The 14,580-nt window shown below is 74.6% G+C and carries 11 protein-coding genes; 5 read left to right on the forward strand and 6 right to left on the reverse strand.

What is annotated here, in order from left to right:
• Positions 1-117 precede the first annotated feature (117 nt).
• A complete protein-coding gene (locus ABZ914_RS31400) occupies positions 118-2,994 on the forward strand; it encodes an ABC transporter substrate-binding protein (protein ID WP_500197629.1) in 2,877 nt (958 codons plus the stop codon).
• A gap of 12 nt (positions 2,995-3,006) precedes the next feature.
• Here ABZ914_RS31400 and ABZ914_RS31405 read toward each other — a convergent pair whose 3' ends face one another.
• Together ABZ914_RS31405 and ABZ914_RS31410 are read right to left on the reverse strand one after the other, a co-directional pair.
• Complete coding sequence (locus tag ABZ914_RS31405; protein ID WP_500197640.1) at positions 3,007-4,305, reverse strand: sensor histidine kinase; 1,299 nt, start codon at positions 4,303-4,305, stop codon at positions 3,007-3,009.
• Positions 4,306-4,358: 53 nt separating this feature from the next.
• The gene (locus ABZ914_RS31410) at positions 4,359-5,012 is read right to left on the reverse strand and encodes a response regulator (protein ID WP_190859998.1); all 654 of its coding nucleotides are present in this window, start codon (positions 5,010-5,012) and stop codon (positions 4,359-4,361) included.
• Between the two features lie 207 nt (positions 5,013-5,219).
• Here ABZ914_RS31410 and ABZ914_RS31415 point away from each other — a divergent pair, with 207 nt between their 5' ends.
• Positions 5,220-5,396 carry a hypothetical protein gene (locus ABZ914_RS31415; protein ID WP_190859996.1) on the forward strand — a complete coding sequence of 59 codons (177 nt, stop codon included), beginning with the start codon at positions 5,220-5,222 and terminating at the stop codon, positions 5,394-5,396.
• Positions 5,397-5,481: 85 nt separating this feature from the next.
• Here the strand turns inward: ABZ914_RS31415 and ABZ914_RS31420 are convergent, their stop codons facing one another.
• The 3 genes from ABZ914_RS31420 to ABZ914_RS31430 all read right to left on the reverse strand — a co-directional run bounded on the left by ABZ914_RS31420 (position 5,482) and on the right by ABZ914_RS31430 (position 8,583).
• Positions 5,482-6,291 carry an inositol monophosphatase family protein gene (locus ABZ914_RS31420; RefSeq protein ID WP_190859994.1) on the reverse strand — a complete coding sequence of 270 codons (810 nt, stop codon included), beginning with the start codon at positions 6,289-6,291 and terminating at the stop codon, positions 5,482-5,484.
• Positions 6,288-7,211, reverse strand: a complete 924-nt coding sequence (locus tag ABZ914_RS31425; protein WP_500197631.1) for a ferrochelatase — start codon at positions 7,209-7,211, stop codon at positions 6,288-6,290. Before ABZ914_RS31425 ends, ABZ914_RS31420 begins: the two co-directional genes overlap by 4 nt.
• 88 nt (positions 7,212-7,299) lie before the next feature.
• Positions 7,300-8,583, reverse strand: coding sequence for a lytic transglycosylase domain-containing protein (locus ABZ914_RS31430; protein ID WP_500197633.1), 1,284 nt, complete (start codon positions 8,581-8,583; stop codon positions 7,300-7,302).
• 137 nt (positions 8,584-8,720) lie between these two features.
• Between ABZ914_RS31430 and ABZ914_RS31435 the strand changes: the two genes are divergently transcribed.
• Positions 8,721-9,932 carry an MFS transporter gene (locus ABZ914_RS31435; RefSeq protein ID WP_500197634.1) on the forward strand — a complete coding sequence of 404 codons (1,212 nt, stop codon included), beginning with the start codon at positions 8,721-8,723 and terminating at the stop codon, positions 9,930-9,932.
• A 9-nt stretch (positions 9,933-9,941) separates the two neighbouring features.
• Positions 9,942-11,252 carry a D-arabinono-1,4-lactone oxidase gene (locus tag ABZ914_RS31440; protein ID WP_500197635.1) on the forward strand — a complete coding sequence of 437 codons (1,311 nt, stop codon included), beginning with the start codon at positions 9,942-9,944 and terminating at the stop codon, positions 11,250-11,252.
• Positions 11,253-11,255: 3 nt separating this feature from the next.
• On the opposite strand, the gene ABZ914_RS31445 is transcribed toward ABZ914_RS31440, so the two are convergent.
• Positions 11,256-12,200 carry a hypothetical protein gene (locus ABZ914_RS31445; protein WP_500197637.1) on the reverse strand — a complete coding sequence of 315 codons (945 nt, stop codon included), beginning with the start codon at positions 12,198-12,200 and terminating at the stop codon, positions 11,256-11,258.
• A gap of 420 nt (positions 12,201-12,620) precedes the next feature.
• Between ABZ914_RS31445 and sepH the strand changes: the two genes are divergently transcribed.
• Complete coding sequence (gene sepH, locus ABZ914_RS31450; protein ID WP_500197638.1) at positions 12,621-14,480, forward strand: septation protein SepH; 1,860 nt, start codon at positions 12,621-12,623, stop codon at positions 14,478-14,480.
• The last annotated feature ends 100 nt before the right edge of the window (positions 14,481-14,580 follow it).

Below are 14,580 nucleotides of genomic sequence, written 5' to 3' on the forward strand. Positions count from 1 at the left end.
CTGCACTCCCGTTACACACACCCACCCACCCCCCGCCCCCCCGCCCGCCCGGCCCCGGCCCGCCCCCCCCGGACCCGGACACACGACGACATCCGCGCCTCCCCCCGAAGGATCCCGATGCCCGACATCCGCCCGCTGCGCCCGGGCGATCCGGAAAGGCTGGGCGACTACCGGTTGACGGGGCTGCTCGGGGAGGGCGGGCAGGGCGCGGTCTACCTGGCCGAGGACGAGCCGGGCCACCGGGTCGCGGTGAAGCTGCTGCACGCGCGCTTCAGCGCCGACCCGAAGGCCCGGTCGCGGTTCGCCGCCGAGGTGGCGGTGGCGCAGCGGGTCTCGGCGTTCTGCACGGCCCGCATCCTGGACTCCGACGTCGAGGGCGACCGGCCTTACATCGTCAGCGAGTACATCGACGGCCCGTCGCTGTCGGCGGCGCTGGCGGAGGGCGGCCCGCAGCGCGGCGCGGACCTGGACCGGCTGGCGATCGGCACGATGACCGCGCTGGCGGCCATCCACCAGGCCGGGGTCGTGCACCGCGACTTCAAGCCGGCGAACGTGCTGCTCGCCGCGGACGGGCCCCGGGTGATCGACTTCGGCATCGCCCGGGCGCTCGACGCGACGGGCACGCTGTCGAGCACCGCCGTCGGGACGCCCGCCTACATGGCGCCGGAGCAGATCTCGGGGGCGCCGGTCGGCCCGGCGGCCGACGTGTTCGCCTGGGGCGCGACGATGGCGGTCGCCGCGACCGGCCGTCCCGCGTTCGGGCAGGACTCCATCCCGGCGGTCATGCACCGGATCCTGAACATGGCGCCGGACCTCGGCATGATGCCCGAGCCGCTGCGCGGCGTCGTGGCGGACTGCCTGAGCAAGGACCCGGCGCTGCGGCCCGCGTCGCAGCAGGTCCTGGCGACGCTGCTGACGCTCGCGGGGAACCCGCCGAAGCCCGGCGGCGGTGGCGGCGAGGCGATGCTCAGCCAGGGCGCCGAGACGGCCGCCGCCGATTCGGCGCGGCTGCAGGACACGCGGTCGCCGTCGAGCCCGCTGCAGTCGCTCGCGCCGCAGCCGCTGTCGTCCTACCCGCAGCTCGCGCAGCACCCGCAGTCCCCGCTCGCGCAGACGCCTCCCCCGCCGGCCTCACCCTTCGCGCAGACGCCTCCGCCGCCGGCCGGTCCGTTCGCGCAGACGCCGCCTCCGCAGACTCCGTACGCGCAGACGCCGCCGGGGCCGCAGCCGCCCTCCCCGCCGTGGGCGGGACCGTCCGGCTACGCGGGGCAGCCGACGTGGCCCTCGGGCGGCGGCCAGGGCGCCCCGTCCGGGACGGACCGGACCGGGCCGCCCGGCACGCGGCGGCGCAGGCGGATCGGCGTGCTCGCCGGGGCCGGGGGCGCCGCGGCCGTCGCGCTCGCCGTCGCCACCACGCTGATCATCGTCCTGTCGAACGGCGGCGACCACCCCTCCCCCACGCCCACCGGGCGGGTCGGCGGGACGCTGCGGATCGCCGCCGCGAGCCTCGGCTCGACGAGCGGCGAGATCGACCCCTCGCACGCCTACACCGGCACCGAGCGGTTCCTCGCCAAGCTGCTGTTCACCGGCCTCGCCGAGGTCGAACCGGACGGCACCGTCCGCAACCGCCTCGCCACTTCGATCAAGTCCGACGGGACGTGCTCGAACTGGACGATCGGGATCAGGGAGGGGACGACCTTCAGCGACGGCTCGCCGGTCGACGCGGCGGCGTTCCAGCGCGGCTGGGCGCGCGCGGCGCGGACCTCGGCCGGCGGCGGGCCGGTCCTGATGGCCGACATCGCCGGGTACGCCGACGCCTCGACCGGCCAGGCGGGCACGCTGTCGGGGGTGTCGGCGTCCGGCAGCGTGATCGACGTGCACCTGACCTCGCCGAGCTGCGACTTCCCGAAGCGGCTGGGCGACCCCGCGTTCGCGCCGCTGCCGCAGTCCGCCGGGTCGTGGGACAACGCGTCCTACAACCAGAACCCCGTCGGCAACGGGCCGTTCAAGCTACAGGGTTCCAGCAAGGGCAGGAGCTACACGCTGGTCCGCAACGACCGGTGGGCGTTCGGCAAGACCAAGCTCGACACCGTCCAGGTCAACGCGCTCGACGACACGACGCAGGGCCGCACGACGTTCGCGTCGGGCGGGACGGACTGGGCACCGCTGACCGGCGCCGCCGGCGCCGCCGCCGCTTCGGCGAGCTCGCCGTCCGGCGGGACGGTGGTGACGAGGACGCTGGCGTACACCCGGATGCTCGTCCCGGTGACGGCGCGCGGGCCCATGAAGTCGCGGGAGGCGCGGCTCGCGGTGTCGTACGCGCTGGACCGCAGCGCGCTCGCCGGGCTGTACGGCACCGGGTACGCGCCCGCGCACGGGCTCGTCCCGGCCGCGCTGCCCGGTTTCGGGAAGGCGGGCGTGTGCCCGTCGTGCGACGCCCCGGACACGGTGAAGGCCAAGGAGTTGGCCTCGAAGGCCGGGCTCGGACCCGGCACGAGGATCACGCTCTACCTGCAGCAGACGAGCACCAGCACTACGGCGGCGGAGGCCATCCAGGCGCGGTTGCGGCAGGTGCTCGGCTGGTCCGTGGAGCTGAAGACGACGCCGCTGTCCGACTGGAGCAAGTTCCGGCAGGCGGTCACCGCCGGTGACGCGTCGGGGCTGGCGCTGTTCGCGTGGGGGCCGGACTATCCGTCGCCGTACACGAGCCTGTGGTCGCTCCTGGGCGGCACGCTCGTCGGCAGGAGCGACGGCTACAACCTGTCGGGCTGGAAGAACTCCTCGTTCGACGGCCTGATCTCCAACGCGGTCCGCACCCCCTCCGACGACCAGCGCACGAGGCTCTACCAGCAGGCCGAGAAGACCGCGCTGGACGACATGGCCCTCATCCCACTCGTCTACACCGGGACGGGCGCGCTGGTGAGCGACCGGTTCGTGAACCTGCGGCTGGACTACGACGGCGACCCGACGGTGGCGACCGCCGCGCTGAAGTAGCGGACCGGGATCTCACCCGGGCTGGAGCCGGACGGTGACGATCAGCCCGCCGCCGGGGCGCGGCACCGCGTAGACGGCGCCGCGGTGCGCCAGCACCACCGAGCGGACGATCGACAGCCCGAGGCCCGCGCCCTTGGCGGACTCGACGCGGTCGGCGTTGAGCCGCCGGAACGGCTCGAACAGCCGCTCGACCTCGTAGGCGGGCACCACCGGGCCGGTGTTCTCGACCTGGACGGTGGCGTAGCCGTCGAGCATGCCGGTGCGGATCCACAGCTCGCCGCCCTCGGCGTCGTTGTGCTTGATCGCGTTCTCGACGAGGTTGGACACCAGGTGCTCCAGCAGCACCGGGTCGCCGAGCGCCGTCCCGGACGTCAGCTCCCGGTGCACGGCCACGTCGTTGTCGTGCTCGCGGCGCGCGGAGTGCTCCAGCACCGTCGCGGCGACCTCGGCGAGGTCGACGGAGGTCCGGGCGGTCAGCTCGCGCTCGCTGCGGGCGAGCAGCAGCAGGCCCTCGATGAGCCGCTCGTGCCGGGCGTTGGTGGCGAGCAGCGTCCTGCCGACGGTGCGCAGGTCGTCGGACGCCTCCGGGTCGCCGAGCGCCACCTCCAGCAGCGTCCGGTTGATCGCGAGGGGGGTGCGCAGCTCGTGCGAGGCGTTCGCGACGAACCGGCGCTGGGAGTCGAACGCCTGGCCGAGCCGCTCCAGCATCGCGTCGAAGGTGTCGGCCAGCTCCTTGATCTCGTCGTCGGGGCCCTCCAGCGCGATCCGCTCGTGCAGGGTGCTCTCCGACAGCCGGCGGGCCGTCGTGGTGACCCGCTGCAGCGGGCTGAGCGCCCGGTCGGCGACGAACCAGCCGAGCACGAGGGTGATCACCCCGACCCCGGCGAGCGCCATCAGCGACCGGCCGACCAGCTGCCTCATCGTCTGCTCGACGAACTGGTGCTGCAGCTCGGCCGCCTCGGCGTCGGTGATGCCGAGGCCGATGACCTTGACGTTGCCGAGGATGTTGGCCATCAGCACCGACATCACGAACAGCAGCAGCGCCCCGGCCATGAAGAACAGCAGCCCGTACAGCAGGGTCAGCCGCAGCCGGACGCTCATCCGGCCGGGCAGCTTCTTCAGCTCGCCGAACGACGCGCCGCCCTCGCCGCGCCACACGTTCCGGCCGCCCGGCTCGGGGCCGGGGACCTGCTGCGGCCCGGGCCGCCGCCACCGGCCGGGGCGCGCGGACCGGTCGTCCGTCCCCGGCTGCGCCGGCTGCTGCCGGGCCTGCGGCCCGCCCGGCTCGTTCGCCTCGTTCGGGGCGTTCACGCCGTTCGGGCCGTTCGGGCCGTTCGGCTCGTTCTGCGGTGCGGATTCGGAAGTCAAAGGCGGTATCCCACTCCGGGCACGGTCTCGATGACCGGGGGGTCGCCGAGCTTCTTGCGCAGCGTCATCATCGTCACGCGGACGACGTTGGTGAACGGGTCGATGTGCTCGTCCCAGGCCTTCTCCAGCAGCTGCTCGGAGCTGACGACGGCGCCGTCCGCGCTGAGCAGCACCTCCAGCACCGCGAACTCCTTGCGGGTCAGCTCCACCGGGCGCCCGTCCCGGGTCACCTCGCGGCGGGCCGGGTCGAGCGCGACCCCGGCGCGCTCCAGCACCGGCGGCAGCGGCGCCGCGGCGCGGCGGCCGAGCGCCCGCACCCGGGCGATCAGCTCGGCGAAGGCGAACGGCTTGGCCAGGTAGTCGTCGGCGCCGATGGACAGCCCCTCGACCCGGTCGTCCAGCTCCCCCGCGGCGGTCAGCATGATGATCCGCGCGGGGTAGCGCTGCGCCACCAGCTGCTTGCACACGTCGTCGCCGTGCACCCGCGGCAGGTCGCGGTCGAGGACGATCACGTCGTACTCGTTCACCCCGGCGCGGTCCAGCGCGCCGGCGCCGTCGTAGGCCACGTCCACGGCCAGCGCCTCGCGGCGCAGCCCGGTCGCGATCGCGTCGGCGAGCACCCGCTCGTCCTCGACGACTAGAACACGCACTCTGCGTCCCCTTCCGGTCGGGGCGCGATCGCCCCGTGGTCCAGATATGCCACGGAAGTCGTAAGACGCCCGTAAACACCTGTTCAAGACGGCGTTCGCCTCGGCGCGTTAACTGGCGGCGTAAGGATCCGCGAAAATTGCACCGGCGAACAGGTTTACCTTCAGCCTACGGCTGGGTAGGCATGGGCACGATCCGGGAGGAGGCCCATGGGCGAGTTGTCCCGCACGATTCAGCAGCGGCTCGACGACGCGTACGCGTCGCTGCGCAGCGCCCACGCGGAAGGCGACACCTACCTGGCGGACATCCGTCAGGAGGAGATCAACGAACTGCGCCGGATCGCAGCGAACAACGACATCGGCGTCGAACCACCCCGCTGCGACTGAGACGCCCCACCGCAGGGAGCCCGGGACGCCCACGTCCCGGGCTCTTCTCGTCCCTCCGGGCCTCTTCTCGCCCGCCCCGGCCCCGCTAGTCCGTGAGGGGGTCGAGGGGCGCCAGCAGGTCGTGCAGGGCCTCGAACGTGCCCGGCCCGGCCGCCATGGTGAGCTCGGGCCCCGCCGGGGCGCCGTGGAGGCCCTCGACGCGCCCGCCCGCCTCCTGCACGATCAGCGCGCCCGCGCCGATGTCCCACGCCTGGACGCCGCGCTCGTAGTAGGCGTCGAGCCGCCCGGCCGCCAGCGAGCACAGGTCCACGCAGCAGGAGCCGCCGCGCCGGATGTCCCGGACGGCCGGGAGCACCCCGGTGAGCACCCGCGCCTGCGCGGCGCGCCGCACGGCGTCGTAGCCGAACCCGGTCGCCACCAGGGCCTGCCCCAGCGGCACCCGCTCGGTCACCCGCAGCTCCCGGGCGCCGGACGCGGTGCGCAGCAGCGCCCCGCCGCCGCGGAACGCCGTGTACGACTCGCCGCGCCGCGGCATCTCGACCGCGCCCGCGACCGCGACGCCGTCGACCTCGGCGGCGATGCTGACCGCCCAGTCCGGCAGGTCGTAGAGGTAGTTGACGGTCCCGTCGATCGGGTCGACCACCCAGCGGACGCCGCTGCCGCCGCCGCGCTCGCCGCCCTCCTCGCCGAGGAAGGCGTCGTCCGGGCGGGCGGCCCGGATCCGCTCGATGATCAGCGCCTCGGCGGCGCGGTCCATCTGGGTGACGACGTCGGTCGGCGACGACTTGGTCTGCACCACGTCCGGACCGCCGGCCGGCCGCTTGTCGACCAGCATCCGGCCCACCTCGCGGGCGGTCGCGGCGGCCAGGTCGAGCAGTTCCTCCGGCAGGCTCACTGGCCCTCCCCCTCCATCAGCTCCTCCATCAGCAGGCGCGGCAGCGCGGCGAAGCGCGGGTCGCTGCCCGGCGTCGCGGCCCGGACGAACGCGATGCCCAGCTCGGCGGCGCGTCCGGCCGCCTCCACGTCGAGGTCGTACTTGACCTCCATGTGGTCGGAGACGAACCCGATCGGCACGGCCGCCGCCGCGCGCACGCCCTCGCCGGCGAGCTTCTCCAGGTGGTCGGTGATCTGCGGCTCCAGCCACGGCTGGGACGGGGGGCCGCTGCGGCTCTGGTAGACCAGGTCCCAGGGCGTCCCGGGGGCGGCGCGGCCGGCGACGGTCCGGGCGGCCTCCTCCAGCTCGGCGACGTACAGCTCGCGGTTCGGCTGCGACAGCGGGACGCTGTGCGCGGTGAACAGCAGCCGCGCGCCGTCGGGGAGTCGGCCGAGCGCGTCCCTGGTGGCGTCCGCGAACGGATCGAGGAAGCCGGGGCGGTCGCAGTAGACGGGCAGCTTGTCGATCTCGGGCGCGCCGGGGACCTCTTCGCGGGCGCGCGCGATGTCCTGCAGGTACTGGTCGTTCGTGGAGTAGCCGCTGTAGGCGGACGTGACGAACGCCGCCGCGTGCCGGACACCGTCGTCCCGCATCCGCCGGACGGTGTCGGCGAGGTACGGGGTCCAGTTCCGGTTGCCCCAGTACACGGGCAGGTCGACGCCGTGGGAAGCGAAGTCCGCCTCGATGGCGGCCTTCAGCTCCCGGCACAGCCGGTTGATCGGGCTGACCCCGCCGAACAGGTGGTAGTGCTCCCCCACCTTCTCGAGCCGCTCGCGCGGGATGTTCCGGCCGCGGGTGACGTTCTCCAGGAACGGGATCACGTCCTCGGGCCCCTCCGGCCCCCCGAAGGACAGCAGAAGCAACGCGTCGTGGGACGTCATGGCTCCATCCAACCAGCCCGCTCCCGGTGCCCCGTCTCCGGTGGAGCACCGGGCGCGGTGACCGGCGACCCGTCAGGGGCCACGCCGGTCAGCTGTAGCGGGCCGCGTACGCCCTCGCGAGGTTCAGGACCTTCTGGACGTACCAGTCGGCGTGGTTGTAGTGCCAGATCGCCCGGTAGAGCTGCTGGCCGCCGCGGCCCGCGCCGTTCGCGCACAGGTACTTCGCCGCGCCCGGGATCGCGTCGTAGGGGTTCATGATGTCTGCCTTGCCGTCCCCGTCGCCGTCCACCCCGTAGCTCTTCCACGTGGCCGGCATGAACTGCATCGGGCCGAGCGCGCCGGCGCTGGAGCGGCCGGCGTTGCGGCCGTGGTCGCTCTCGACCTGCCCGATCGCGGCGAGCACCGTCCAGGACAGGCCGGGGCAGCTCGTGGCGGCCTGCTTGTACAGGTCCAGGTAGCTGTTCGCCTTCCCGCCCGTGCCGGACGACTGGTACTTGGCGTCGTGCAGGTTCACCACGTTCGCGCCGCGGCCGAGGATCTTGCGGACCGCCGTGACGACCTTCGCGGGGCTGACCCCGGGCGCGTTGACGAGCACCGCGACGTTCGGGACGAGGCCCATCTGCGTCCCGGACTTCTTGCTGACCAGCATGTTGATCCCGGGCAGGCCGAGGTCTCCGGAGCCGCCCATGGTCAGCTTCGGGATCGTCCGGCCGACCACCGGGTACTCGTAGCCCTTGGTCAGCTGCAGCTGCTTGGCGGCGTCCGGCGACACGACGAAGCGGTCGGCCGCGAGCGCCGCCCACAGGTCGGTCCGCTTCGCGGTGCCGGGCGGCGTCCAGGAGCGGAACGAGGACGGGTCGACCGCGAACGCGTTCACCTGGCGGCCCTGGAGCTGGACGGCCCCGCCGGCGACCGCCACGACGTCGCGGACCCTCTTCAGCTTCGCGATCTTCGCGATCTTGGCGGCGGAGATGGACCCGGCCTCGGCGGCGAGCACGTCCGGCGGGACGACCCGGCGCAGCGGCGCGACCTGCCCCTCGTCGACGACCTTCACGGGGTCGCCCTGGCCCGCGCTCGGCGGGGCGTCGCCGCGCGACCCGCCGGGCGAGGCGGCGTGCCCGCCGGAGCCGTCCGTGGTCAGCGCCGCGTAGACGCCGGCGGACGTGCTGGCGACGGCGAGCGCGGCGATGGTCGCGATGAGCAGCGGCAGGACGCGCCGCGGGCCCCCGCCCGCCGCGCCCGCCGGGGCGCCGGGCGACGACCGGCCCGTGCGCCGCTTCTTCTGCGGCCTCTGCCGGGGCGGGCGCGCGGCGGTCGCCGGAGCGTCCGGCGCCCCGTCCTCGGCCGCGCGCGGTGCTGATGGAGGAGCCACAACATTTCCCAACGAGTGTCGCTACGGGTGAGTTACACGTCTTGGCACTTCTTTCCCCCAGGTAACGTGATCATGGGGCTGAAGTCGATCGATGGGGCCGGGGGCGCCCCTCCTCCCGGTGGGGAGGGGAGTCGCGGATGTCCGGTCCGTACCGGGAGCTGCTGTCGGTTCCCGGCGCCCGGCCGTTCGTCGCCGCCGGGTTCGTCGGCCGCATGTCGATGTCCATGGTGGGGATCGGCATCGTCCTTCTCGTGTCCGCGGTTACCGGATCGTACGGTATCGCCGGTTCTGTGACCGCGACCCTCTCGGTCGCCTACGCCGTCGGTGCCCCGCTCAGCGCCCGGTACGCCGACCGGTACGGGCAGCGCCGCGTCCTGGTCCCGCTGGTGGCGGCCAACACCGCGAGCTTCACCGTGCTGATCGTGTTCGCGCTGGCCGGGCTGCCGGTGTGGACGCTGTTCCCGGCCGCCGCGGCGGCCGGGCTGACGCAGGTGTCGCTCGGCGCGTGGGTGCGGGCCCGCTGGTCGCACGTGCTGCGCGACTCCCCCACCCGGCTGCACACCGCGTTCTCGTTCGAGTCGGTGGTGGACGAGGGCATCTTCGTCACCGGGCCGCTGGTCGTCACGGCGCTGGCCACCGGCGTGCACCCGGCGGCGGGCCTCGGTGCGGCGGCCGCCTGCACGCTGGCGGGCTGCCTGGCGCTCGCCGCGCAGCGCGGCACCGAGCCCCCGCCGCGTCCGCGCGCCCCCGGGATGCGCGGCGGGGTGTTCCGCAATCCCGGCGTCGTCGTGATCACGCCGGTGTTCCTGGCGCTCGGCATGGTGTTCGGCGCGATCGACGTCAGCGGCGTGGCGTTCGCCCAGGAGGAGGGGCACAAGGCGCTCGCCGGCGTGCTGCTCGGCTGCTACGCGCTCGGCAGCGGCACCGCGGCGCTCTGGTACGGGGCGCGGCACTGGCGGCGCCCGCTCGCCCGCCGCTTCCTCGCCGGGCTCGGCCTGCTGACGGCCGGGCTGGTGCCGCCCGTCCTGGTCGGGAACCTGTGGCTGATGATGGCCGTGGTGTTCTTCTCCGGGCTGGCGATCTCGCCGACGATCATCCCCGGCTACGGGCTGGTCGAGCGGCTCGTCCCGCCGCACCAGTTGACCGAGGGACTGGCGCTGGTCTCCACGTCGGTCGGGGTGGGGGTGGCGGCCGGGTCGTCGCTGTCCGGACGGGTCGTGGACGCGCACGGCGGGCACGCGGCGTTCCTCGTCCCGCTGGGGTCGGCGGTGGTGGCCGCGCTGATCGGCCTGGCGGGGTCCCGGACCCTCAGTAAACGTGAACTTTCCTCACGATCGATTGCCGAGTAGAGTCGCCGCATGTCACCCGTGACCCACCAGAAGTGGCAGAACTGGGCGGGAAACCAGCAGGCCACCCCGCACCGCGTCGCGACCCCCGGCACCACCGCCGAGGTGGCCGCGGCCGTCCGGTCCGCCGCGTCCGACGGCCTCACCGTCCGGATGACCGGCACCGGCCACTCCTTCACCGGCGCCGCCGTCGCCGAGGGCGTGCTGCTGCGCCCGCAGGCGCTCACCGCGGTCCGCTCCGTCGACACCGCGACCGGCCTGGTCACCGTCGAGGCCGGGCTGCCGCTGCACGCCTTCAACCGCGTCCTCGCCGAGCACGGCCTGGCCCTGGCCAACATGGGCGACATCCAGGAGCAGACCGTCGCGGGCGCGCTCCAGACCGCCACGCACGGCACCGGACGCGACGCCGCCGGCCTCGCCTCCCAGGTCGCCGCCCTCGAACTCGTCCTCGCCGACGGCTCCACCGTCACCTGCTCGCCCGACGAGCACCCCGAGCTGTTCGACGCCGCCCGCGCCGGCCTCGGTGCCCTCGGCGTCGTCACCGCCATCACGTGGAAGACCGTCCCGGCCTTCCTCCTGCGCGCGCAGGAGGAGCCGATGAAGTGGGACGAGGTCCTCGCCCGCGTCGACGAGTTCGACGACGCCAACGAGCACTTCGAGTTCTACTGGTTCCCGCACACCGAGGGCTGCCTCACCAAGCGCAACAACCGCGTCGAGGGCCCGGCCGAACCGCTGCCGAGGTTCAAGTACTGGATGGACGACGAGTTCCTGTCCAACAAGGTCTTCGGCGCCGTCAACCGGCTGACGCACCTGGCCCCCGCCACCACGCCCTTCGTCAACGGCATCTCCGCCAAGGCGCTCGGCGCCCGCACCTACAGCGACGACTCGTACAAGGTGTTCACCAGCCCCCGCACGGTCCGCTTCAAGGAGCAGGAGTACGCGATCCCGCGCGAGGAGCTCGTCCCCGCGCTGCGCGAACTGCGCTCCCTGTTCGCCCGCAAGGACTGGCGCGTCAGCTTCCCGATCGAGGTGCGGCTGCTCCCGCAGGAGGACGCCTGGCTGTCGATGGCCCACGGCCGCCGCAGCGCGTTCATCGCCGTCCACGTCTACTACAAGGACCGGCACCAGGAGTACTTCCGCGGCGTCGAGGACCTCCTCACCGCCCTCGACGGCCGCCCGCACTGGGGCAAGCTCCACACCCGCGACGCCACCTACCTGGAGAAGGTCTACCCCCGGTTCACCGACTTCCAGCGGCTGCGCGACGAGCTCGACCCCGACCGCCGCTTCGCCAACCCCTACACCCGCCAGGTCTTCGGGGACTAGGCGTCACGGGCCCTGGGTGATCCGGGGGTCGGCGCCGTTCTGGTCGTTCTGCTGGCCGTCGCCGCCCGCGCCGCCCTCGGAGGTCTTCGTCGGCGACGGGGTCTGCGGGCTCTGCGGCGTGCTGGGGGCCGAGGACGTGGGCGCCGTCGGCTCGGTCGGCCGCTGCGAGGTGGGCGGCGCCGTGGTGGGCGCCCCGGTCGTCGGGACGCCGCCCGACGGCCCCTCGCTCGGCGCGGAACCGGACGACGTCGCGTGCGTCGACGGGGCGGGCGACGTCGGGGACTCGTCCGTGCCGCCGCCACCGCCGCCGCCTCCGGTCAGCGCCTTGGAGAGCGTCGTGCCGCCGCTCTTGCCGTTGCCGATCGGCGCGCCGGTGGCCGCCTCGTAGACGGTGATGCCGCCGATGACGATCGCGAAGATCGCGGCGGACGACACCACGAGCTTCACCCAGTGCTGCTTGACCCAGTCGGCGGTGGCGTCGAGCGCCGACCGGCGGACCACCTCGCGGACGGCCTCCGGACCCGCCGCCGCGGCGAGCGCGTCGGCGACCGTCTCCGCGGGGGTGCGGTCCAGGCGCGTCGCGTTCGGGTCCCCGCCGCCGAGGTCGCCGGGGAGGGCCAGGTCGAGGCGGGTCGCGTTCGGGTCGCCCGCCGGCCACACCACGGTCCGCGTCGGGTCGGCGCTCCGCGCCTCCGCCGCCGCCTGCTCCGCCGCGCCCTGCCGGTGCACCGCCGCCTGGAGGTGGGTCAGGTCCTTGATCTGGTTGCGGCCCTGGTCGAGGTAGTGCTTCACGACCGCGGAGCCCGCCGTCGACATCACGCTCATCAGCCCCGCGCCGATGATCGTCCCGTAGACGCCCAGGTAGGACGCTCCGACGGCGGCGGCCAGCGTGGCCACCCCACTGGCGATCAGCTGCGTCGTGCTGACATCCGGCAGCGTGCGCCGCATCGACCCTTTCACCCCTGTTCGTTCGCCCGAAACCCCCGAAAACCAAACTATTCGGAAGATCGGAGTGTTCCTGCCACAGACGTGACGCTCCTAACCTCGAACGGGTGGAGCGCACGGCCGCGCTCAGGCAGAGTGTGGAAAAGGATCCACAAGAATCCGGCAGGGCGCCCCCGGCCGCCCCGCGACACCGGCAAGCTAGGTCAGGTGCCCTCTTCGGCCTCGTGAAGAGGGCTTCGAGAGCGGCGATGTTCGGACATGCCGGGTACGGTGCTGGCAGCAGGTGTGTCCGGAAGAGAGACTCGGGAACCCGGGGGAAGGGCACGCATGCGCCCTCGGCGGGCAACGGGCGACCGGCCGGTGAGACCGCGGCCGGACGGTCCGGCGCCCTCCGTGCCGTCAGGAAGGGCAGGAAGGACACGCATGCAGGAGCTGCGCCTCGTCGCGGTCAGCGAGGACGGTACGTACCTCGTCCTGGCCACCGCGGGCCGAGGCACCCGGTTCACCCTGCCCGTCGACGACCGGCTCCGCGCAGCGGTCCGTGGGCACTTCTCCCGCCTCGGCCAGTTCGAGATCGAAGTGGAGAGTCCCTTGCGTCCCAAGGAGATCCAGGCCCGCATCCGGTCCGGCGAGACGGCGGAGGAGATCGCCGAGTCGGCGGGGATCCCGGTCGAACGCGTCCGCTGGTTCGAGGGCCCGGTCCTGCAGGAACGCGAGTACATGGCGCAGCAGGCGCAGCGCGTCGCGGTGCGCCGGCCCGGCGAGACCACGCTCGGCCCGCCGCTCGGGGAGACCGTCGAGGAGCGGCTCGGCCGCGGCGGCGTCGACCTCGAGGAGGTCGAGTGGGACTCCTGGAAGTGCGAGGACTCCACCTGGCGGGTCCGGCTGTCGTTCTTCGACAACGGTCGCCCGCACGCCGCCGAGTGGTCCTTCGACCCGCGCCGCCGGCACGTCTCCCCGCTCGACGAGATCGCCGCCCGCCTCACCGCCGTCGAATGGGACGAGGAGACGCTGTCGGACACCGTCACCCCGCTCGTCCCGCGCCGTCCCGCGATGAAGGTCGTGCAGAACGACCGGCTCCCGAGCGACCGGGACGCCGGCGCGCGCGGCCTGCCCGCCGAGCCGGAGCAGCCCGCCGCGCCCGGCCCGCTGCGCCCCGCCGAGCCGCCGCAGTACATCGTCGAGCGCGGCCGCATGGTCGACCCGCGCCCCGCGTTCCGGGACGCGCCCGGCGAGGGCGCGCCGCTGCGCGAGGCGTCCCGCCCGCTCTCCGCCGACGGCCCCCGCGAGGCCCCGCGGCTGCGCGAGGCCCCCGAGCCCGCCCGTCCCGCCGAGGACGTCCGGGCCCGCGACGACCGCTCCGCCCGCGAGGAGGAGCCGCGCGTCCCGCAGGCGCGCCGGGAGCCGCCGGCCGCCGAGGCGCCCGCAGGGGACGCGGAGTCCCGCGCGGAGAGCGCCGCCGAGGCGGCCGGGCCTTCGGAGCGCGAGGAGTCGCGTCCCGAGACGGCGAGCGACGCCCCCGAGACCCTTGAGGAGGCGCGTCCCGCCGAGGCCGAGGCGTCCGCCGACGACGACCGCACGGCTCAGGACGCGGAGCCCGCCGAGGAGACCGGGACGTCTCAGAGCGCGGACGAGGACCCGCGGCCCGTGGCGAGCGAGGAAGCCCAGGACGACGACGAGCGGCAGAGCGCCGACGCCGGCGTCCCCGCCGAGACCGCGAAGGCCGGCGAGGACGAGCGGCCGGACGGCGACGCCCCGCAGGACGAGGACGCGCAGGCGTCGCGCGAGGAGCCCACCGAGGACAAGGCCGCCGGCGAGGAGCCCGCCCCGCAGGAGGCGGAGGCGGCGCAGGCGCACGACGAGGCCGAGGACGCCCCGGCACCGGCGGCGGCGCGGGAGAGCGACGAGCCCGCCGAGAGCGACGGCGGCGAGGCCGCGCGGGACCGGCGCCCGGCGCCCGCGCCCGAGGAGAAGGCCGCCCGGCCGGACCCGGCTCCGCCGCAGCCCGCCCAGCAACCGGCACAGCAGCAGCCGGCACAGCAGCAGCCCGCCCCGCAGCATCCGGCGCGCCGGGAGCCGTCCCGGCCGCCCGCGAAGAAGAAGCCGGCCCGGCCCACCATGCCCGCCGCCGCTCAGGACAAGCCGGTCACCGGCTCCCCGGCGGCCGCGGCGGCGGAGTCCGCGGCGCAGCGGCCCGCGCGGCCCCGCCGCAAGGCCAAGGGGAAGCGCGCGTCCGTGCCGTCCTGGGACGAGATCATGTTCGGCGCCCGCCGCCCCGAGTGACCGCGGGCCGCGGCCGTGGGGGGCGGGGCGCGGCGGGGGCCCCCCCGGGGGCGCGGCCGCCCGCGCCGCGGCCCGCGGCGCGGCGGGCCGGTGCTGGGGC

Origin of the sequence: Spirillospora sp. NPDC046719 (genome assembly GCF_040645715.1) — a bacterium.
In the GTDB taxonomy this organism is placed as follows: domain Bacteria; phylum Actinomycetota; class Actinomycetes; order Streptosporangiales; family Streptosporangiaceae; genus Spirillospora.

Excerpts from the sequence above, each read along its gene's own strand:
- ABZ914_RS31400 (WP_500197629.1), top strand. The coding sequence starts at position 118 with ATGCCCGACATCCGCCCGCTGCGCCCGGGCGATCCGGAAAGGCTGGGC.
- ABZ914_RS31415 (WP_190859996.1), top strand. The coding sequence starts at position 5,220 with ATGGGCGAGTTGTCCCGCACGATTCAGCAGCGGCTCGACGACGCGTAC.
- ABZ914_RS31425 (WP_500197631.1), bottom strand. The coding sequence starts at position 7,211 with ATGACGTCCCACGACGCGTTGCTTCTGCTGTCCTTCGGGGGGCCGGAG.
- ABZ914_RS31435 (WP_500197634.1), top strand. The coding sequence starts at position 8,721 with ATGTCCGGTCCGTACCGGGAGCTGCTGTCGGTTCCCGGCGCCCGGCCG.
- ABZ914_RS31440 (WP_500197635.1), top strand. The coding sequence starts at position 9,942 with ATGTCACCCGTGACCCACCAGAAGTGGCAGAACTGGGCGGGAAACCAG.
- ABZ914_RS31445 (WP_500197637.1), bottom strand. The coding sequence starts at position 12,200 with ATGCGGCGCACGCTGCCGGATGTCAGCACGACGCAGCTGATCGCCAGT.
- sepH (WP_500197638.1), top strand. The coding sequence starts at position 12,621 with ATGCAGGAGCTGCGCCTCGTCGCGGTCAGCGAGGACGGTACGTACCTC.